16 protein-coding genes are annotated in these 20,651 nt (G+C 72.1%); 5 read left to right on the top strand and 11 right to left on the bottom strand.

Going from position 1 to position 20,651, the window contains the following annotated elements; all coding sequences use genetic code 11:
- Nucleotides 1–198: 198 nt before the first annotated feature.
- Nucleotides 199–840 (top strand): superoxide dismutase, encoded by a 642-nt coding sequence (locus tag ABZ840_RS33935; protein WP_361566632.1) that lies wholly within the window; start codon nt 199–201, stop codon nt 838–840.
- A 127-nt stretch (nt 841–967) separates the two neighbouring features.
- On the opposite strand, the gene ABZ840_RS33930 is transcribed toward ABZ840_RS33935, so the two are convergent.
- Nucleotides 968–1,654: a DsbA family protein gene (locus tag ABZ840_RS33930; protein WP_361566629.1), complete on the bottom strand. Its 687-nt coding sequence runs from the start codon at nt 1,652–1,654 to the stop codon at nt 968–970.
- Between the two features lie 103 nt (nt 1,655–1,757).
- Between ABZ840_RS33930 and pepN (ABZ840_RS33925) the strand changes: the two genes are divergently transcribed.
- Both pepN (ABZ840_RS33925) and ABZ840_RS33920 read left to right on the top strand, forming a co-directional pair.
- Nucleotides 1,758–4,346 (top strand): aminopeptidase N, encoded by a 2,589-nt coding sequence (gene pepN / locus ABZ840_RS33925; protein WP_361566627.1) that lies wholly within the window; start codon nt 1,758–1,760, stop codon nt 4,344–4,346.
- Between the two features lie 125 nt (nt 4,347–4,471).
- Nucleotides 4,472–5,587, top strand: a complete 1,116-nt coding sequence (locus ABZ840_RS33920; RefSeq protein ID WP_361566624.1) for a hypothetical protein — start codon at nt 4,472–4,474, stop codon at nt 5,585–5,587.
- Nucleotides 5,588–5,681: 94 nt separating this feature from the next.
- Here ABZ840_RS33920 and ABZ840_RS33915 read toward each other — a convergent pair whose 3' ends face one another.
- Both ABZ840_RS33915 and ABZ840_RS33910 read right to left on the bottom strand, forming a co-directional pair.
- A complete protein-coding gene (locus tag ABZ840_RS33915) occupies nt 5,682–7,415 on the bottom strand; it encodes a TIGR03767 family metallophosphoesterase (RefSeq protein WP_361566622.1) in 1,734 nt (577 codons plus the stop codon).
- A gap of 283 nt (nt 7,416–7,698) precedes the next feature.
- Nucleotides 7,699–8,274 carry an HPP family protein gene (locus ABZ840_RS33910; protein ID WP_361566619.1) on the bottom strand — a complete coding sequence of 192 codons (576 nt, stop codon included), beginning with the start codon at nt 8,272–8,274 and terminating at the stop codon, nt 7,699–7,701.
- A gap of 276 nt (nt 8,275–8,550) precedes the next feature.
- Between ABZ840_RS33910 and ABZ840_RS33905 the strand changes: the two genes are divergently transcribed.
- A complete protein-coding gene (locus ABZ840_RS33905) occupies nt 8,551–9,582 on the top strand; it encodes an aspartate-semialdehyde dehydrogenase (protein ID WP_361566616.1) in 1,032 nt (343 codons plus the stop codon).
- Nucleotides 9,583–9,654: 72 nt separating this feature from the next.
- On the opposite strand, the gene ABZ840_RS33900 is transcribed toward ABZ840_RS33905, so the two are convergent.
- Nucleotides 9,655–10,176, bottom strand: a complete 522-nt coding sequence (locus ABZ840_RS33900; protein WP_361566614.1) for a DUF1203 domain-containing protein — start codon at nt 10,174–10,176, stop codon at nt 9,655–9,657.
- A 146-nt stretch (nt 10,177–10,322) separates the two neighbouring features.
- Between ABZ840_RS33900 and pepN (ABZ840_RS33895) the strand changes: the two genes are divergently transcribed.
- Nucleotides 10,323–12,917, top strand: a complete 2,595-nt coding sequence (pepN, locus tag ABZ840_RS33895) for an aminopeptidase N (RefSeq protein WP_361566611.1) — start codon at nt 10,323–10,325, stop codon at nt 12,915–12,917.
- Nucleotides 12,918–13,197: 280 nt separating this feature from the next.
- Here pepN (ABZ840_RS33895) and alc read toward each other — a convergent pair whose 3' ends face one another.
- The 7 genes from alc to ABZ840_RS33860 all read right to left on the bottom strand — a co-directional run bounded on the left by alc (nt 13,198) and on the right by ABZ840_RS33860 (nt 20,379).
- The gene (alc, locus tag ABZ840_RS33890) at nt 13,198–14,343 is read right to left on the bottom strand and encodes an allantoicase (protein ID WP_361566608.1); all 1,146 of its coding nucleotides are present in this window, start codon (nt 14,341–14,343) and stop codon (nt 13,198–13,200) included.
- A 166-nt stretch (nt 14,344–14,509) separates the two neighbouring features.
- Complete coding sequence (locus tag ABZ840_RS33885) at nt 14,510–15,427, bottom strand: LysR family transcriptional regulator (RefSeq protein ID WP_361566605.1); 918 nt, start codon at nt 15,425–15,427, stop codon at nt 14,510–14,512.
- Nucleotides 15,428–15,444: 17 nt separating this feature from the next.
- Nucleotides 15,445–16,320: a DMT family transporter gene (locus tag ABZ840_RS33880; RefSeq protein WP_361566639.1), complete on the bottom strand. Its 876-nt coding sequence runs from the start codon at nt 16,318–16,320 to the stop codon at nt 15,445–15,447.
- 230 nt (nt 16,321–16,550) lie between these two features.
- Nucleotides 16,551–17,528: an acyl-ACP desaturase gene (locus ABZ840_RS33875; protein WP_361566602.1), complete on the bottom strand. Its 978-nt coding sequence runs from the start codon at nt 17,526–17,528 to the stop codon at nt 16,551–16,553.
- A 209-nt stretch (nt 17,529–17,737) separates the two neighbouring features.
- Nucleotides 17,738–17,980, bottom strand: coding sequence for a hypothetical protein (locus ABZ840_RS33870; RefSeq protein ID WP_361566599.1), 243 nt, complete (start codon nt 17,978–17,980; stop codon nt 17,738–17,740).
- Nucleotides 17,981–18,028: 48 nt separating this feature from the next.
- Nucleotides 18,029–20,125 (bottom strand): 4-alpha-glucanotransferase, encoded by a 2,097-nt coding sequence (malQ, locus tag ABZ840_RS33865; RefSeq protein WP_361566596.1) that lies wholly within the window; start codon nt 20,123–20,125, stop codon nt 18,029–18,031.
- Entirely contained in the window at nt 20,125–20,379 is a 255-nt protein-coding gene (locus ABZ840_RS33860) for a hypothetical protein (RefSeq protein WP_030614919.1), read from the bottom strand. The genes malQ and ABZ840_RS33860 overlap by 1 nt, the downstream gene beginning before the upstream one ends.
- Nucleotides 20,380–20,651 lie beyond the last annotated feature (272 nt).

The following is a 20,651-nucleotide window of genomic DNA, read 5'->3' as shown; positions in this document are numbered from 1 at the left end:
TACCCCATACACCCCGCGGGGACTGGAGTTCAGAGGTGTGCACTACCGAACTGGGACTCCTACCGGAGTCCCGCCCCGCCTCCGTCTTTCGGCCCAGGCCCGCCCCCCTTCCCCGGGTTCGCCCCGCACCTGCTGTTAGCCTGCTCTTGCAAATTGATTGCAACTACTGCTGTTGAGCAGCTTGGAGGCTGGGCGTACATGGCGACCTACACACTTCCTGAACTCCCCTACGACTACTCGGCGCTGGCGCCCGTCATCAGCCCCGAGATCATCGAGCTGCACCACGACAAGCACCACGCGGCCTACGTGAAGGGCGCCAACGACACCCTGGAGCAGCTCGCCGAGGCCCGCGACAAGGACCAGTGGGGCTCGATCAACGGCCTGGAGAAGAACCTGGCCTTCCACCTCTCCGGCCACATCCTGCACAGCATCTACTGGCACAACATGACCGGCGACGGCGGCGGCGAGCCCCTGGACAAGGACGGCGTGGGCGAGCTGGCCGACGCCATCGCGGAGAGCTTCGGCTCCTTCGACAAGTTCAAGGCCCAGCTGACCAAGGCGTCGGCCACCACCCAGGGCTCCGGCTGGGGCGTCCTCGCGTACGAGCCGGTCACCGGCCGCCTCATCGTCGAGCAGATCTACGACCACCAGGGCAACGTCGGCCAGGGCTCGGTCCCGATCCTGGTCTTCGACGCCTGGGAGCACGCCTTCTACCTCCAGTACAAGAACCAGAAGGTCGACTTCATCGAGGCCATGTGGCGCGTCGTCAACTGGCAGGACGTCGCCAAGCGGTACGCGTCCGCGAAGGAGCGCGCGAACAACCTGCTGCTGGCCCCGTGAGGCCGTAGTACCCCCACGCGTCCTGCCTCGTGATCGTCTTCTCACCTTTCACTTGGCGGGCGGATAACGGAACCGCCCCCGCGAGGACCTGACTCGCGGGGGCGGTTCTGTACGTGCGGCGCGGGGCTCACTCGAAGCTGGGGGCTGCCGTCCTGGTGCGCTTGATCTCGTAGAAGCCCGGGATGGACGCGACCATCAGGGTGCCGTCCCAGAGCTTGGCGGCCTCCTCGCCCTTCGGGTGCGGGGTGACGACGGGGCCGAAGAAGGCGATCTGCCCACCCGTCGCCCGACCTCCACCCCCAGAAGAGTTCGCTTCGCTCACGCTGCTCTCCGGGCCGGGAACGGCGATGACCGGGGTGCCGACCTCCTGGCCGACCAGGTCGATGCCCTCCTTGTGCGAGGCGCGCAGCCGCTCGTCGTGCGCGTCGGTGTCGGCGGCGTCCGCCAGCTCGGCGGGCAGGCCCGCGTCCTCCAGCGCCGCGAGGATCGTCTCGCGGTTCCGCGGCAGGCCCTGGTTGTGGAAGCGGGTGCCGAGCGCGGTGTAGAGCCGGGCGAGTACCTCGCTGCCGTACTTCTCCTCGGCCGCGATGCAGACCCGCACCGGGGCCCACGCCTCGGTCCGCATCATCTCCTGGTACTTCTCGGGCAGGTCGTCGAGCTTGTCCTCGTTCAGCACCGCGAGGCTCATCACGTGCCAGCGGACCTCCACCGGCCGGACCTTCTCCACCTCCAGCATCCAGCGGGAGGTCAGCCAGGCCCACGGGCACAGCGGGTCGAACCAGAAGTCTGCGGGGGTCTTACCGGTGTCGGACACGAGAGTCTCCTCTACGAGCGGGTCGGTAGCCGGTTCAACCGCGGCGTGCCGTGCCATGATTCCCAGTGTTCGATATTCGAGACACAGACGAGGGAGTCGCGTCGTGCCCGGTGAAAACCTGTCCCGAGACGAGGCCCGCGAACGGGCCCGGTTGCTGACCGTCGACGGGTACGAAGTGGCGCTGGACCTGCGGTCCGCGGTGGAGCAGGGTGACGCCTCCCGGACGTTCCGCTCCCGCACGACCCTCCGCTTCCGCTGCGCGGAACCGGGCGCCGACACCTTCGCCGACCTCATCGCCCCCGAGGTCGCCCGGGTGACGCTGAACGGCCGTGAGCTGGACCCCGCCACCGTCTTCGACGGCGCCCGGATCACTCTGCCCGACCTGGCCGCGGAGAACGTCCTCGTCGTGGACGCGCGCTGCGCCTACAGCCGCACCGGCGAGGGCCTGCACCGCTTCGTCGACCCCGAGGACGGCGAGGTCTACCTCTACACGCAGTACGAGCCGGCCGACGCCCGCCGGGTCTTCGCGAACTTCGAACAGCCCGACCTCAAGGCCCCGTTCACCTTCGAGGTGACCGCGCCCGAGGGCTGGGTCGTGCTCAGCAACGGCGTCGAGGAGGGCCCCGCCGACGGCACCGTGCACCGCTTCGCCCGTACGCAGCCCATCTCCACGTACATCACCGCCGTCGTCGCCGGCCCGTACCACTACGTCTCCGACACCTACCGGCGTACGTTCGAGGACGGCACCGAGCTGGAGGTCCCGCTCGGCGCGCTCTGCCGCAAGGGGCTGGCCCGGCACTTCGACGCCGACGACGTCTTCACCGTCACCAAGCAGGGTCTGGACTTCTTCCACGACCACTTCGACTACCCGTACCCCTTCGGCAAGTACGACCAGGCGTTCGTCCCCGAGTACAACATCGGCGCCATGGAGAATCCGGGCTGCGTCACCTTCCGCGAGGAGTTCATCTTCCGCGGCAAGGTCACCCAGGCGTCGTACGAGCGGCGGGCCAACGTCATCCTGCACGAGATGGCGCACATGTGGTTCGGCGACCTGGTCACCATGGAGTGGTGGGACGACCTGTGGCTGAAGGAGTCCTTCGCGGACTTCATGGGCGCGCTGTCGCTGGCGGAGGCCACCCGCTTCAAGGACGGCTGGATCACGTTCGCCAACGGCCGCAAGGCCTGGGCGTACCGCGCCGACCAGCTGCCCTCCACCCACCCGATCACCGCCGACATCCGGGACCTGGAGGACGCCAAGCTCAACTTCGACGGGATCACCTACGCCAAGGGCGCGTCCGTCCTGAAGCAGCTGGTGGCGTACGTGGGCAGGGACGCCTTCCTGGACGGCGCGCGGCGCTACTTCAAGCGGCACGCGTACGGCAACACCACCCTGGCCGACCTGCTGTCCGCGCTGGAGGAGACCTCGGGCCGCGACCTGGCTTCCTGGTCCCGCTCCTGGCTGCAGACGGCCGGCGTCAACGCGCTCACCCCGCAGGCCACCTACGACGCGCAGGACCGCATCACGGAACTGTCCGTCCTCCAGGAGGCCACGCCGGCCCGGCCCGAGCTGCGGCCGCACCGGGTCGCGGTCGGCCTGTACCGCCGCGCCGGCGCGGACGGCGCGCTGGTCCGGTACGCCCGCGCCGAGCTGGACGTCTCCGGGCAGCGCACGGTCGTGGCGGAGCTGGCGGGGGCCGAGCGCCCCGACCTGATCCTGGTGAACGACGAGGACCTGACGTACTGCAAGATCCGCTTCGACGAGCGGTCGCTGGCCACCCTGCGCGGCCACCTCGGCGAGATCACCGACCCGATGGCGCGCGCCCTGTGCTGGTCCGCGCTGTGGGGCCTGACCCGCGACGGGCTGATGCCGGCCCGCGACTACCTCGACATCGTGCTGCGGTTCGCCGGGCGGGAGTCCGACATCGGCGTGCTCCAGACCCTGCACGCCCAGGCCCGTACCGCGCTGCACCACTACGCGGCCCCCGAGTGGCGGCAGGCCGGCGCGCAGCTGCTGGCCCAGGGCGCGCTCCGCGAGCTGCGGCTCGCCGAGCCCGGCAGCGGCCACCAGCTGACCTGGGCCCGCTTCTTCGCCTCCGTCGCCTCCACCGAGTCCGACCTCCAGCTGCTGAACGGCCTGCTGGAAGGCACCGCGAAGATCGACGGCCTGGAGGTCGACCAGGAGCTGCGCTGGGCGTTCCTGGAGCCGCTGGCCTCGCACGGCGCCGCCGACGAGCGGCGCATCGACGCCGAACTGGCCCGGGACGACACCGCGTCGGGCAAGCGGCACCAGGTCCGCTGCCTGGCGGCCCGGCCGTCCGCCGACGTCAAGGCCCGTGCCTGGGCGGACGTGGTGGAGTCCGACGTGCTCTCCAACGCCCTGGTGGAGGCCACGATTTCGGGCTTCGACCAGCCGGGTCAGCGTGCCCTGCTCGCGCCCTACGCGCCGCGGTACTTCGACGCCGTGCAGAAGGTGTGGCAGGAGCGGTCGATCGAGATCGGGATGGCCGTCGTCCGGGGCCTCTTCCCTGCGCTGCAGAGCAGCGCGGAGACGCTGGACGCGGCCGACGCCTGGCTCATCGCGCACCCGGAGGCGGCCCCCGCGCTGCGCCGCCTGGTGTCGGAGTCCCGCGACGATCTCGCGCGGGCGCTGCGGGCACAGGCTTGTGACGCAAAGGTCGGCGCGAGGCCGTAACCCCGGGGAGGACCAGCACTTATCGGCCGTCGAACGCTCGTACTTTAGGACGCGGTTGTGCGTAAACGTCGACGGATCGGTAACAGCGGTTAGGCGGCGGCTCGGGCGAGGGAAAGGGCGGTGACATGAACCACAACACCCCGCTCTCTCCCCGCCCGTTGCACCACCTCTCCGATGTACGGCACCGCGTCCTGACCGCACGGCAGTTGCGCGAGCACGGCATCGCGCCGTCCGACCTCGCCGAGCGGTGCCGGCCCGGCGGCCCCTGGCAGCAGATCCTGCCGGGGGTGCACCTGCTCCACCCGGGCCCGCCCACCAGTGAGGAGCGGCTGCACGCCGTCCTGCTGTACGCGGCCCGGCGCACCCCCGCGGCGTCCGCGGGGCCGGACGGAGAGCCCGCCGTACCGCCGCAGGGCGGCGCCGACCGGCACGAGCCCGAGGCGATGATCACCGGGCTGGCGGCGCTCGCCCTGCACCGCTTCTCCTCCGCTCCCCCGCTGTTGTCCCTGGACCGCATCGAGGTGCTGGTGCCGCGCTCGCGGCGGCTGCGCTCGGCGGGCTTCGCGCGGATCGTCCGGGCCCAGACGCCGCCGCCCGCGGTCGAGGTCACGGGCCTGCCGGTGGCCCCGGTCCCCAGAGCGCTGGCCGACGCGGTGGCCCGGCTGACCGGCCCGCAGACCACCCGTTCGGGGTTCGGGGAGAGCGAGATGACCGCGCTGGAGGCGGTCGGCGGGCCGACCGCCATCCGCCGGCTGCTGAGCGAGGCGGTGCGCGGCGGGCACTGCGATCCCACCGCGGTGGTGCGGGAGCTGAGCCGGGCCCGGCTGCTGGGCAAGCCCCAGGTGATGGACGCGGTGGACGGCCTGCTGGCGGAGGGCAGGGCGCTCGCCGAGGGGATGCTGTACGCGCTGGTGCGGGACCACCGGCTGCCGGACCCGGTGTGGAACGTGGACCTGCGGCTGCCGGGCGGCCCGTACCTCGGCGGCGTGGACGCCTTCTGGCCGGTGCAGGCGGTGGCGCTGACGATCGACGCGCGGTCCCCGAAGTACGCCGACCGGACGCTGTGGCCGGAGCACACCCGCACCCGTGAGCGGCTGGAGCGGCTGGGCATCACGGTCGTGCAGGTGACGCCGAAGAAGCTGCGGGAGGCCCCCGAGCAGCAGGCGATGGTGGTGCGGACCGCCCTCATGGCGGCGGTCGACCGGGAGCCGAGCGCATACGTGGCGGTGCTGCCGAAGTAGCTCCGCGGCGGCGCTCGCGGGAAGCGGGAGGGGCGGGTCCGGTGCCGGACCCGCCCCCGCGCGTTCCGGGCCCGCGCGCCGGGCCCGCGCCCGGTCAGCCGCGCTTGAGGAGGAGTTCGGTGTTGCGGTCCCCCGGCTCCCCGGCGAGATCGGTGCGGGCCTCCGGCGCGTTGAAGGAGAGCTCCCGGTAGAGGGCGGCGAGGCCGGTCTGCGAGAAGTCGTGGAAGTCCGTGCGGTGCGGCGCCGCCGACTCCACGAGGGTGGTGAAGAGCGAGACCGTCCCGTCGTGGTTGTCCACCACCTCGATCACCCGCGCGAGCTGCGGGAAGTCGATGTGGGACGCGGTGGAGACCTCCCAGAAGCCGTCGTGCGCGGTGATGTCGTTCTTGTGGCTGTGGCCGTTGATCCAGGCCAGCACGTTGCGGTGGCCGGAGAGCAGCCGGACCAGCTCGTCGCCGCCGTGCCGCCCCTCGTCCGGACGGGCCGGGTCGGGACGGGTGTTGTCCATGGTCTTGCTGGTGTGGTGGCTGAAGATCAGGACGTAGGAGTCCTTGTGCTCCTTCAGCTGCCGCTCCAGCCAGCGCAGCTGCCCGGTGCCGACCGAGCCGGTGTAGTGGCCGCCGGGGTCGGTGGTGTCCAGGCTGATGCCGATCACGTCGTCGGACACCTGGAAGCTGTAGTACAGCTGATCGTCGTGGACGTTGGCCTCGGTGAAGCCGTGGCCGTGCGGGCCCTTGCCGGTGTAGGCGGGGTCGAGGTGGGCCCGTACGTACTCGGCGCGGGTGAAGGGCGCCCGCCGCGGGTCCGGCGTCACCTGCCGGGTGTGCCGGCGGTTCGCCTTCATCAGGGCCTTGAAGTCGGCGCCCGTGGGGTCCAGGCCCTTCTTCACCGCCGTCCAGACCCGCTCCGCCTCGTCCGCCGGCAGCGTCTCCAGCTTCCGGCCGCCGGTCGCGATCTCCGTCCAGTACGAATCGCCGGGGGCGTAGCAGCCGCCGGGCAGCTGGTCGTGGTTGCCGACGGTGGTGTACCAGGGGATGTCCAGGCCGGGGCTGTGCACGGTGCGGATCGCGGCGTCCAGGAAGCCGGGCAGCCGCGGGAACCCGAGCTGCTTGTCGGCGTCGCGCAGGTCGCTGTCCGGCTGCCAGTACAGCTTCAGGTCGCTGTCCTGGACGCCTTCGTAGTGCCGCGGGTCACCGGTGTTGGGGATGATGCGGCCGCCGCTCATCGCGGCGAGGAACCAGTCCAGTTCGATCTTGGAGTTGTTGTCGGTGTTGTCGCCGGTGGTCATGGCGAACGCGAGCGGCGAGCCGGTGGCGGGGCCGCCCTTGAGCGCGTTGACCCGCTCGATGAGCGAGACCAGGCCGGCCACCGACAGCGCCTCCTGCGGCCGCCAGGCGCTCGCGGTCTGCGCGCGCAGGTACTCGTACCGCAGCGGGCTCTGCACGTCGACCAGGTGCAGGTCGGTGAACTGGACGAAGGAGGCGAGCGTGGTCCGCCGCTCGTCGCGGCCGGAGCGGGCCGACGCGAGTTCGGTACGGACGACGCGGGACCAGGCGGGGCCGTCGCCGAGGCGGCGGTAGCCGGTGGTGCCGCGCGGGGTGGCGACGGAGTCGAGGGTGGTGCCGCGGCGGAACGGCACGGGCGGCACGGCGGGCGCGGCGACCGGCTGCGGCGCGAAGGGCGGAGGTCCGGCCTGGGCGGGGACGGCGGTGGCCGTCCGGCCGGTCAGCCCGAGGGTGAGTCCGGCCCCGGCGGCGGCGCCGGCCACTCCGGTGGCGGCGAGGAAGGTACGGCGGTCGAGAGTGGCGGCGGACCGTGTGCGGGACATGCGCGAACTCCCCGAGTGCGGACGCGGTGGTGTCGGGGCGGGCCGGCCGCCCCCTCACCAGGGATGTTTCGCACCGGGGGTGGACTGCGCGTGAACATGACCACAACGGCGGCCGCCGATCTCCGCACAGGGATCACGGGCGGGCCGGGGCGTGGTCGGCCCGCAACGGACCGCTCGCGGGCCGGGTGGCCGCGCGTTACGTCGTGTTCACCTCACGGGGTACCGGACCGCGCACGGGGGACGCGGGGGTGTGCACCGCCTCAGCGGTACGCCGGGGCGCGCGTCACCACCAGTACGCCGGGTACTTCCGGGAGCCCGGGCGGTGCAGGCAGACGCCGACGCCGGAGAGGATCACGGTGGCCGCGGCCAGCAGGGCGAGAAAGGGCAGCGGGTCGGGGCCCTGGAAGCCGACGATCACGGATGTGGCCACGGCGGGCGAGTGCGGGGTACGGGCCAGGGACGTCGCCCCGAAGGCCAGCGCGCCGGCCACGACCGCGCTCCAGACGCCGGGCCCCGCGACGGCCACCACGAGGAAGCCGACGCCGGCCGCGAGCAGATGGCCGCCGATGACGCTCCGCGGCTGGGCGAGCGGCAGCGCCGGCGCGCCGGCTATCAGCGCGGCGCTGGCCGCGAGCGGCGGAATGAGCACCGGGTGCTCGATGACGGCGCCGGTCCCCGCCAGCAGGAGCAGCGCGAGGCCGATCGCGGCCATCGCGGCCAGCAGGACGAGCGGCCGGGGACGCGGCGGGGCGGCGGAGCGCAGGGTCCGCCCGGTGCGGGCGGGGCGTACGGCGTCGGGGGCGGTGGCCTCCGGGGCAGCGGCCTCCGGGGCGTCGGCGAGGGGAGCGGGGGCGGTCACAACAGCCTTTCTGCGGGCGTGGACGCCCCGTTCGGTACCGGTACGTACGGTTTCCTGTGCCGGCACCTCGTCGTGACCTACGCACTGTCTTCGACTGCGAGATTATGGGAGGTCAGCAGCGACTCAGTAGTTACTTGCCTCTGTGGCAAAGTCCGTGCCCCACTCCCACTCCGTGAAACGGATTGGACAAGGCGACGGGTGTCACACGCATGATGGACAAACTTCTGAGCAGGGTTTCCTTTCGGAAATCGTCGCCAGTTCCCTAGAAGGAGTGCCATGAGGATCGGAATCGTCGGAGCCACCGGCCAGGTCGGCGGTGTGATGCGAGGGATCCTCGCCGAGCGGAACTTCCCCGTGGAGCAGCTGCGCCTGTTCGCCTCGGCCCGTTCCGCCGGCCGTACGCTCCCGTGGCAGGACACCGAGATCACCATCGAGGACGCGGCGACGGCCGACTACTCGGGCCTGGACATCGTCCTCTTCTCGGCCGGCGGCTCGACCTCCAAGGAGCTGGCGCCGAAGGTCGCGGCGGCCGGCCCGGTCGTGATCGACAACTCCTCCGCCTGGCGGCGTGACCCCGAGGTCCCCCTCGTGGTCTCCGAGGTGAACCCGCACGCGATCGCGGACCGCCCCAAGGGCATCATCGCCAACCCGAACTGCACCACGATGGCCGCCATGCCCGTGCTGCGCCCGCTGCACGACGAGGCGGGGCTGACCGCCCTGGTCGTCTCCACCTACCAGGCGGTCTCCGGCTCCGGCCTGGCCGGCGTGGCCGAGCTGGACCAGCAGGCCCGCAAGGCGATCGAGCAGGACGCGACGAAGCTCACGCACGACGGTGCCGCGGTGGAGTTCCCGGAGCCGGACAAGTACGTCCGCCCGATCGCGTTCAACGTACTGCCGATGGCCGGCTCGATCGTGGACGACGGCCTGAACGAGACCGACGAGGAGCAGAAGCTCCGCCACGAGAGCCGCAAGATCCTGGAGATCCCCGAGCTGAAGGTCTCCGGCACCTGCGTGCGGGTCCCGGTCTTCTCCGGCCACTCCCTCCAGGTCAACGCGCGCTTCGAGCGCCCGATCAGCCCCGAGCGGGCGACCGAGCTGCTGGGCGGTGCGCCGGGCGTGGCCCTCTCCGACGTGCCCACCCCGCTGGAGGCCGCCGGCCAGGACCCGTCCTTCGTCGGCCGCATCCGCCAGGACGAGACGGTCGACAACGGCCTGTCCCTCTTCCTCTCCAACGACAACCTCCGCAAGGGCGCGGCGCTCAACGCCGTCCAGATCGCGGAACTGGTCGCAGCCGAACTCAAGGGCTGACCCCACCGGCACCACCGCGGGGCCCGTACGGACACGCGTCCGTACGGGCCCCGCGCCCTTCCCTCCCCCGCGCTACGGCCTGCGCACCTCGAAGTGCAGGCAGCCGTACTCCACCGCCCGTACGTGCACCAGCGCGGTGCCCGGATCTGCGAAGGCCTCGTCCAGCGCGGCGTCCAGGGCCGCGTCGGCGTCCTCGGGCAGCTCCAGCAGCCGCCCGCCGGCGATGTGCCCGGCCGCGGTATACCGCCGCAGGACACGCAGCGCCCCGGTACGGGTGAACGGGTAACCGGTGACATCCGGGTCCGGCCCGCCGCACTCCTCGGCGTGCACGAACACCGGCCCCTGCTCGTTGTACGCCCCCGGCTCGGCCCCTGTCTCCGCGGCCCATCGCCGCAGCGGCGCGTACGACACGAGCGCGACCCGCTCCCCGGCCCGAACGGGCCGCAGACAGCACCGCAACGGACTCTCGACAGCGTCCACCGGCGCCCCCTCCCCGGCGGCCGTGAACGCCCGCATCGCCTTCCCGGCGTCGTCAGCGGTACGAAGTTCCTTCAGCGCGATGGCGTCGACGGGACGCGGCAGATACCTGGTCATGCCCCCAGCCTGCGCGCAACGCCCCCGGGCTTCCGGCGGCAATCGGACGTGACGCTCGCCGAGAACCGGGAGGCCCGGGCACAGGTCACCGTGGAAGGATGACGGAAACGTCGCATACGAAGGATCTACACCGAGGAGATGACCGCGTGCCTGGCACGAATCTGACCCGTGAAGAGGCGCAGGAGCGGGCGCGCCTGCTGACCGTGGACGCGTACGAGATCGATCTGGATCTGAGCGGCGCGCAGGAGGGGGGCGTGTTCCGGTCCGAGACCACGGTGCGCTTCGACGTGGCCGAGGACGGTGCGGATTCGTTCATCGACCTGGTGGCGCCTGCCGTGCACGAGGTGGTGCTGAACGGAGCGGCGCTGGACGCCGCCGCGGTCTTCCAGGACTCGCGGATCGCGCTGGCGGGGCTGCCGGCCGGGCGCAACGAGCTGAAGGTCGTGGCCGACTGCGCCTACACCAATACCGGTGAGGGGCTGCACCGGTTCGTCGACCCCGTGGACCAGCAGGCCTACCTCTACACCCAGTTCGAGGTGCCGGACGCGCGGCGGGTGTTCGCGTCCTTCGAGCAGCCGGACCTCAAGGCCACCTTCCGGTTCACCGTGAAGGCGCCGGAGGGCTGGACCGTGGTGTCCAACTCCCCGACCCCGGAGCCGGCGGACTGGGGGTCCCCCCAGACGAAGTCCGGGGGAGTATGGGCGTTCGAGCCCACGCCGCGGATCTCCAGCTACATCACGGCCCTGATCGTGGGCCCGTACCACTCCGTGCACAGCAGCTACGAGAAGGACGGGGTGCGGGTCCCGCTGGGCATCTACTGCCGGCCCTCCCTCGCCGAGTTCCTGGACGCCGAGGAGATCTTCGCGGTCACCCGGCAGGGCTTCGACTGGTTCCAGGAGAAGTTCGACTACGCGTACCCGTTCGCCAAGTACGACCAGCTCTTCGTGCCGGAGTTCAACGCCGGCGCGATGGAGAACGCCGGCGCGGTGACCATCCGCGACCAGTACGTCTTCCGGTCCAAGGTGACCGACGCGGCGTACGAGGTGCGGGCGGAGACCATCCTGCACGAGCTGGCCCACATGTGGTTCGGCGACCTCGTGACCATGGAGTGGTGGAACGACCTGTGGCTGAACGAGTCGTTCGCCACGTACACGTCCATCGCCTGCCAGGCGTACGCCCCGGGCAGCAAGTGGCCGCACTCCTGGACCACCTTCGCGAACTCCATGAAGACCTGGGCGTACCGGCAGGACCAGCTGCCGTCGACGCACCCGATCATGGCCGAGATCCGCGACCTGGACGACGTCCTCGTCAACTTCGACGGCATCACGTACGCCAAGGGCGCCAGCGTGCTGAAGCAGCTCGTGGCGTACGTCGGCATGGACGAGTTCTTCCGGGGCGTGCAGCAGTACTTCAAGGCGCACGCGTACGGGAACACCCGGCTCTCGGACCTGCTCGGCGCGCTGGAGGAGACCTCCGGGCGCGACCTGAAGACCTGGTCGAAGAAGTGGCTCCAGACGGCCGGCATCAACGTCCTCCGCCCGGAGATCGAGACGGACGCGGCGGGCAACGTCACCTCCCTCGCCATCCTGCAGGAGGCGCCCGCGCTGCCCGAGGGCGCGACCGGCGAGCCCGTCCTGCGCCCGCACCGCATCGCCGTCGGCTGCTACGACCTCAAGGACGGCCGGCTGGTCCGCTCCGACCGGATCGAGCTGGACGTGGACGGCGAGCGCACCGAGGTGCCGTTCCCCGCGAACACCCCGCGCCCGGCCGTCATCCTGCTCAACGAGGACGACCTCTCCTACGCCAAGGTGCGCCTGGACGAGGAGTCCCTCAAGACCGTCACCGCGCACCTCGGTGACTTCTCCGAGTCGCTGCCGCGCGCGCTGTGCTGGGCCTCGGCCTGGGACATGACCCGCGACGGCGAGCTGGCCACCCGCGACTACCTGGAGCTGATCCTCGCCAACATCGGCAAGGAGTCCGACATCGGCGTGGTCCAGTCCCTCCAGCGGCAGGTGAAGCTGGCGCTGGAGCTGTACGCCGCGCCGGAGTGGCGCGAGACCGGCCTCGCGAACTGGACCGACGCCTGCCTCAAGCAGCTGCGGGCCGCCGAGTCCGGCAGCGACCACCAGCTCGCGTGGGCCCGCGCGTTCGCCGCCACGGCCCGTACGGACGCACAGCTGGACCTGCTCCAGAACCTGCTGGACGGCACGGAGGAGATCACCGGCCTCGCCGTCGACACCGAGCTGCGCTGGGCGCTGCTGCAGCGGCTGGCCGCCACCGGCCGCGCGGACGAGAAGGCCATCGCGGCGGAGCTGGAGCGGGACCGGACCTCGGCGGGCGAGCGGTACGCCGCGACGGCCCGCGCGGCCCGTCCGACGGCGGAGGCCAAGGCCGAGGCGTGGGCATCGGTCGTGGAGACGGACAAGCTGCCGAACGCCGTGCAGGAGGCCGTCATCGGCGGCTTCGTCCAGACCGACCAGCGCGAGCTGCTGGCCCCGTACACCGGGAAGTACTTCGACGCGCTGAAGAGCGTGTGGGAGGCGCGCAGCCACGAGATGGCGCAGCAGATCGCCGTGGGCCTCTACCCCGCGCTCCAGGTCGCGCCGGAAACCCTGGAGGCCACGGACGCCTGGCTGGCCACGGCCGAGCCGAGCGCCGCCCTGCGCCGCCTGGTGACGGAGTCCCGGGCGGGCATCGAGCGGGCATTGAAGGCCCGGGCGGCGGACGCCGCAGCCGCCTGACGGCGGCGCCGAGTCGACGCTGGGGGTGCCCCTCCCCCGCCGTGCCCGGCTGCGGCGCCGTCGGCGCTGAGCGCGCAGTTCCCCGCGCCCCTTAAGGGGCGCGGGGAAGTGTCGATATGCGGCTCCGCCGCGTGGGCGCGAGCAACCGAGACGGCGGGACGGTCCGCAGCGAGCGGATGCTGCCCCCCAGCCTCGGTGTGGTGGTACCGCCCGGCGTCGGCGCAGCCATCCGCAGCCGTCCGCCGGACGAGTCGATGAACCGCGGCCGTAGGCCGCCCCGTCAGCCGTTCAGTTCGTCGAACCGGCGGCGCAGCGCGGCGCGGCCGTCCTCGGTGAGGCTGCCGTGCACGCGCATCCGGGCGAGGCCGCCGTCGGGGAAGACGTCGAGCCGTACGTGGGTGGCGGTCACCGCGGCCGGCAGCGCGAACCGGTGCGGGGTGTCCGGCTGGAGCTTCGTCTTCGGCAGGATCTCGAACCAGGAGGACTCGTCCTCCGGCGTGCCGTCACAGCCGTACAGCGCCGCCCACCCGGCGGAGTTGCCCTTGAGGTACGCCGTGTCGATCTCGATCGCGCGGATCTCGCCCTGCGCGGCGAGGCGGAAGCGGACCCAGTCGTTGGTGCCCTTGACCCGGCGGCGGCGGTTCTCCCAGCCGTCGTCCATCTTGCGGGACAGGTCGGGCTGGATGATCTGGGTGGGCGAGGAGTAGAAGCGGTCCGAGGCGTCCTCGACCGCGCCGCCGTTCAGGACGGAGGCCAGGTCGACGGTGCCGAGCAGCTCCAGCCACTCGGGGTCGGCGACGACCTCGCCGTACACCCGGAAGCGGGCTATGCCGCCGTCGGGGTGCTGCTTGAGGCGGAGGTGCGTGAAGCGGCGCTCGGCGGTGACCTCGAAGCCGTTGGCGGCGTGGCCGCGTACCGGCGTGCGGGGGACGATCTCCTCCCACTTCACGTCGTCGGCGAGCAGCTGCTCCGGGCTGGGGCTGCCCGGTACGGAGGTGGCCTCGACGGTGACCTGCTGCGGGTAGTTGCCGCGGAAGTGGGCGGTGTCGACGACGACGCCGCGGATCACGCCGGGCACGGCGAGGCGGATCAGCGCCCAGTCGTGCTCCTCGTCGGTCGGGAAGGGGTGGTCACCGTCGGCGCCGCGGCGGCGCCGGGTCTCCCAGCCGTCCATGATCTTGCCCTTGTGCCCGAAGTGCTCCGGGTCGAACACCGCGCGGTCCGGCTTCAGCAGGTTCTCGCGCTCGGCGAAGAACTCGTCGTTCGCGGCGATCACACCGGCACCGAAGCGGCGGTCGGCGAGGTCGACGAGCGAGGTGAAGGCGAAGTCCCCGCCGCGGTAGTCGGCGTAGGGGTCGCCACCGCCGTACGGGGCGGCGTCGTTGGCGTGCGGATCAGTGGAGGAGGCGGCCGGGGTGGTGGTCATCTCTGCCCTTCGTCGTCCGGGGGTGAGGTGTGCTCACCGCACGTAGTGCGTGTTCACACCATCGACCTTCGCAGAGCCGTTCGGGCAGGTCTATCGAAAGTTTCTGCAGTGGACGTGAAGCAAACTTGAAAGGTCTGCTCCCCGTCCGCTCCCCCAAGGCCTCCGCCTACTGATCCGACAACTCCGCCGCCGCCTGGTGGAGGGCGGCCAGGGCGCGGGACATGCCGGGGGCGTCCTCCGCGCCCCGGCGGACGGCGGCGACCACGTGGCGGCGGGGCTGGTCGGCGTGGAGGACGCGGACGGCGACGCCCGCGCCGCCCCGCTCCGGGCGCATCGCCATCCGCGGGACGAGCGCCACCCCCATCCCGGCCGCGACCATCGACAGGATCGCCGCCCAGTCGGCCGCCGCGTGCGCCTGCTCCGGTACGAAGCCGGCGTTCTCGCAGACCGTGGTGGTGATCTCGGACCACGGCCCGCTCCGGCCGAAGATCCAGGGCTCGCCCGCGAGGTCGGCCAGCCGCAGTCCGGGCTCGGCGGCCAGCGGGTGCCCGGCGGGCAGGGCCACGTCCAGCGGGTCGGCGAGCAGCGAGAGCCGGGCGAACTTGGGGTCGCGGGGCGTGGGCGCGTGCGCCGCGAGGGAGAGCGCGAGGTCCACGCTGCCTTCCGACAGCAGCTCGTACGCCTCGGCCGCTTCGGCCTCCCGTACCCGGACCACCAGGCCCGGGTGGGTCTTGCGCAGCCGCTCGACGGCGGGCACCACCAGCGCCGGGATGGCGGTGGAGAACGCGCCGACCTGTACCTCGCCGACCTCGCCCTGGAGGTAGCCGAGCAGCTCCGCGTCCGCCCGCTCCAGCTGTGCGAAGACCGCGTCGGCGTGGCGGAGGACGAGGTGGGCCGCGTCGGTCAGCCGGACCCGGCGGCCGTGGGCCTGGAGGAGGGTCACCCCGAGCTGCTTGGCGAGCCCGGTCAGCTGCTGCGAGACCGCCGAGGGCGTCATGTGCAGCGCCTCGGCGGTCGCGGTCACCGTGCCCAGCTCGCCGAGGGTGCGCAGGATCCGCAGCTTCTTGATGTCCCAGTCGGCCATGCGGGCAGCGTATGCGGTCACCGGGCGGCTCTTCGCCGCGCGCCCGCGGCGAGCACCACTCCGCCGAGGATCAGACCCATGCAGAGGATCTGCACCGGGCCGGTGTGCTCGCCGAGCAGGAGGTGGGCGAGCAGGGCCACGCAGACCGGCTGGAGGTAGTAGACGGCGCCCGCGCGGGCCGCGCCGACGAGGGAGATGGCCTTGTTCCAGGCGAAGAAGGCCACGGCGGAGGAGACGACCCCGACGTAGAGCAGCGGTCCGACCGTGTCGGCGCCGGGCGTGAAGCCGCCCTGCACCGCGAGGCTGACGGCGTACGCGGGGGCCAGCATCAGCGTGCCGAGCACGAAGGTCACGCACAGGAAGACCGGGCCGGCGATCTCCGCGGGCTTGTGGCGCACCAGCGCGCTGTACCCGGCGAAGCAGGCCATGGCCGCGAGCATCCACAGACTGCCGGCGTTCAGGTCCAGCCGGAACAGGGCCGTCGGGTCGCCCTTGCCGATCAGGGTCAGCACGCCCGCGGTCGCGATCAGCATGCCGGCGGCGCGCCGCGCGCCGATCCGCTCGCCGCCGCGACCGAACCGCCCGAAGAGCACCATCAGCGTCGGCGACGCGGCCATGAACATGCCCATCGTGCCGGCCGGCGTGGTCAGCCCCGCCTGATGGACCAGGGTGTTGTAGAGGGCGACGCCGAGCAGCGAGGCCAGGAGCAGGAAGCGCAGGTGGCGGCGGAGGACCGCGCGCTGCCGCCAGACCTGGCGCAGCGTCAGGGGCGCCACGGCGAGCAGCGCGATCACCCAGCGCCAGAAGACGGCCTGCACGGGCGGCACGCTGTCGTGCAGCGCCCGGGTCGCGACGAAGCTGCCGGACCACGCGACGGTGGCGGTCAGCGCCAGCGCGAGGCCGGTGAGGGCGGTGCTGCGGGCGGTGGCGGTGCGGGTGGCGGCGGGGCCCGCGGGGCCGGCCGTGCCCCCGGTGCGTACGGCTTCTCCCTGGTCCAGGACTGTCACGGCTTCCTCTCGTCGGCGCGGAGGCATTCACCGTGACAGCCCAGGACTCCTCAGGTCCATCGAATGTTTTCGATGATTCTTTTCAGCAGAGCTGAAAGGTCACCGAACGGCAGGGCTCAGCCCTTGCGTGCCGCCTTGCGGGCCTCCCGGGCCGCCAGCCGCTCGTCGAACTTGCGCGCCTGGTCGTCGAGGCCGCCCATGAAGAGGCCCAGCTCCTCCTGTGCCTGCAGACCGACCGGGCCCAGGCCGCCGATCTCCATGACCTTCAGGAAGCGCAGGACGGGCTGGATGACGTCGTCGTGGTGGATGCGGAGGTTGTAGATGCCGCCGATCGCCATCCGGGCCGCGGCCCGCTCGAAGCCGGGCATGCCGTGGCCGGGCATCCGGAAGTTCACCACCACGTCGCGCACAGCGCTCATGGTCTGGTCGGGGGCCAGCTCGAACGCCGCGGAGAGGAGGTTGCGGTAGAAGAGCATGTGCAGGTTCTCGTCCGTGGCGATCCGGGCGAGCATCCGGTCGCAGACCGGGTCGCCGGAGTGCCGTCCGGTGTTCCGGTGCGAGATGCGGGTGGCCAGCTCCTGGAAGGCCACGTACGCCACGGAGTGCAGCATGCTGTGGTTGTTGTCGGACTCGAACCCCTCCGACATGTGCGCCATGCGGAAGCGTTCCAGCTGCACCGGGTCGACGGCGCGGCTGGTCAGCAGATAGTCGCGCATGACGATGCCGTGCCGGCCCTCCTCGGCCGTCCAGCGGTGCACCCAGGTGCCCCACGCGCCGTCCCGCCCGAAGAGGGTGGCGATCTCGTGGTGGTAGCTGGGGAGGTTGTCCTCGGTCAGCAGGTTGACGACCAGCGCCGTACGGCCGATGTCGGTGACCTTGGACTGCTCGGGGGCCCAGGGCTCACCGCCCATGACGCCGTCGAAGTTCCGGCCGTCGCTCCAGGGCACGTACTCGTGCGGCATCCATTCCTTGGCTATGCCGAGATGCCGGTTCAGCTCCTTCTCGACGACCTCTTCGAGCGCGTAAAGGAGCTGAGCGTCACTCCAGGCGGTCTGGCCGCGCTCTCCGTCATGGTGGGCGGGGGCGATGGTCATGCGGGGTCTCCTGGGGACGTGGAAAACCTTACGGCACCGTAGGTTACGGCATCGTAGGTTAGGACCACGTCAAGAGAACCCGCCGTTCCGATCGGGTGGCGAATTCTGGACAAAAGGGGCTCATGGCATGACAAAAAGCGCCGAACGGTTCATGCGAACCGTTCGGCGCCGTGCAGTACGTGGTGCCCGGTGAGCCTGGAGGCCGGGTGTCAGCTCTTCTTGGCCTTGCGGGACTTGTCGCCCAGCATGACCAGGCCGGCGATGACCAGGAAGAGGACGATGGGCGTCACGACGTAGAGACCGAGCGTCTCGACGACGCTCAGGCCCGGACCCGGGTCGTCACCGTCGTCGCGGGTGAGCGCGAAAGCAGGGGACGACATCAGCAGCAGCAGCGCGGTACCGGCGGTGATCGTTCCGGCGCGCAGGGCGTGGTTCTTGACCTTGTTGCTCACGTACCTCAACGTATCGGACGCCCGAGCGACCCGCGCGCTCGGGGTGCCCTAACGGCCGATGTCCGCCCGCGGCGTCGCGTCGAACTCCGCCAGCAGCGCGCGCAGCCGCGGCGACTCCACGATCTCCTCCAGCGTCATCGGCCGGCCGTCCGCCGCGGCGATCGGCAGCCGCCAGTTCGGGTACTCGTCCCAGGTGCCGGGGAGGTTCTGCGGCCGCCGGTCGCCCACCGCGTCCGGCAGCCAGACCCCGACCATTTTCGCCGGGGTGCGCAGCAGGAAGCGGTGCAGCGCCGCGACCGCGGCCCGCTCGTCCGCCTCCGCGTCACCGGTCGCCGTACCCTCCGGCAGCAGCCCCAGCCGGCCGAGCCACTCCAGCCAGGTGGCGACCTCGGCCGCGTCCGCGGCGCGCGCCTCCTCCAGGGAGCCGTCCAGCAGGCCGATACGGTGCCGCAGCGCGGTGTGCTCGCCGGTCAGCCGCCCCGCCGTGCTGGGCAGGTCGTGCGTGGTGGCGGTGGCCAGGCAATCCGCGCGCCAGCTCTCCGGCGGCAGCGGCGGCTGCCCCTCGGCGGTCCAGTCGCGCTCGAACCACAGGACGGACGTCCCGAGGACGCCGCGCTCCTCCAGGGCCTCGCGCACCCCGTTCTCGACCGTCCCCAGGTCCTCGCCGATGACCGTGGTGCCGGCCCGCGCGGCCTCCAGCGCCAGCACGGAGAGCATCGCCTCGGCGTCGTACCGGACGTACGTGCCCTCCGTCGGCGGCCGGCCCTCCGGGATCCACCACAGCCGGAAGAGGCCCATCACGTGGTCGATGCGGAGCGCTCCCGCGTGCCGCAGCAGGCCGCGCAGCAGTGCGCGGAAGGGCGCGTACCCGGTCGCCGCGAGCGTGTCCGGGCGCCAGGGCGGCAGCCCCCAGTCCTGGCCCCGGGAGTTGAAGGCGTCCGGCGGCGCGCCGACGGACATGCCGGCCGCGAAGGCGTCCTGGCGGGCCCAGGTGTCGGCCCCGGCGGGGTGCACGCCCACGGCCAGGTCGTGGACCAGTCCGACGCGCATGCCCGCCCCGTGCGCCGCGTACTGGGCGGCCGCGAGCTGTTCGTCGGTGAGCCAGGCGGCCCTGCGGTGGAAGTCGATGCGGTCGGCGAGGGCGTGCCGCATCCGCTCGGTGCGCGCCGAGCGGGGGTCGCGCAGGCCGTCGGGCCAGGCGCGCCAGTCCGGGCCGTGCGCCTCGGCCAGTGCGTACCAGGTGGCGTGGTCCTCCAGGTCCTGGCCCTGGGCGGCGCGGAAGGCGTCGTGGGCGGCCTGCCGCTCGGCGCTCAGCGGCACCGTGCGCAGCAGCTCCAGCGCCTCCGCCTTCAGCTCCCAGACCGCGTCACGGTCGATCAGCGCGCCGTTCTTCAGTACGGCGTCGCGGAGCGCGGCGGCCTGTCCGGCCAGTTCGCCGGCGCGCCGCCTGGCGGCGCCGGACAGCTGCGCGAACTCGGGGACGTCCGCGATCCGCAGATGCACGGGGTCGGGGAAGCGGCGCGAGGAGGGGCGGTACGGGGAGGGGTCGGTGGGCGGTCCCGGTACGGCCGCGTGCAACGGGTTGAGCTGCACGAAGTCCATGCCGAGGGTCCGTCCGGACCAGTCGGCAAGCCGGGCCAGGTCGCCGAGGTCGCCCATGCCCCAGGAGGCTTGGGAGAGCAGGGAGTAGAGCTGGACCATGAAGCCGTGCCCGCGACCGGACACGGCGGGCATCCGGTCGGGTGCGACGACGAGGTGGGAGTGCGCGGCGGAGCCGTCGGGGGCGGAGGCGCGCAGCACGTGCACGCCGGGCGGCAGCGGGGCCGCCCGCCCTCCGGGGACCAGGCCCCAGTCCAGGGTCCGCCCGTCCTCGGTGTCCACGCGCAGCGTGGTGCCGCCGGGCAGCCCGGCCAGGTCGGGCGGGCGGCCCTCACGGGTGACGAGGGTGGGCGGGAGGAGGGCACGGGCGGGGCCGTGGTCGTACGCGTCCAGTGCGGCGCGTACGGCCTCCGGCGTGGAGGCATCGATGCCGAGCGCCGCGAGTACGGCGACGACCGTGTCCTCAGGAACGTGGACGGTGCGGCCCGGCGCGGGCTCGTAGGACGTGGTGACGCCGTGCAGCCGGGCGAGCCGCGCTCGGCCCATCAGACCTCCATGGACTCCGTGCCGTAGCCGGCGGCGGCGGGCTCACTGGTGAGCGGCAGCTCGGCGGCGATCGGGGTCTCGCTGGTGAGGGGGGTGCTGTCGGCGAGCGGGGGCTCGCTCGTCAAAGGAGGCTCGGAGAAGGTGAACGAGCCGCATCCGTCCAAGCCGCAGTCCGGGTCGGAGACCCCTGCCAGCAGATCCGGCTCGGTCGGTTTGGAGAGGGCGTCGAGAAGAAGCTGAGCGGACGGAGCCACGAGGGCCTCCCGTTCGTCGAGAGTAGGACAACCGGGCCCTACCCAATCCATGCCGCCGCAGACGTATCCGGTCACTAAACGTGTTCCACCTCACACCCCCGCTCCGGCGAACGATTTAGCGGCGGGGCCGGTCACTCACGCAGGAGATCCCGACTAAATGGACATCATAGCGAAACTCCTGCGGCATTTCCCTCGGACCGCCACTCCCGGGAGCCTCGGCGGTCACACAGGGCAAACGGGGGCACTTCGGTTGCCGTCGTTGACACCTCGAC

This window comes from Streptomyces sp. NPDC047117 (assembly GCF_040643545.1).
Classification (GTDB): domain Bacteria; phylum Actinomycetota; class Actinomycetes; order Streptomycetales; family Streptomycetaceae; genus Streptomyces.
This window is presented reverse-complemented; position numbering and strand designations above follow the sequence as displayed.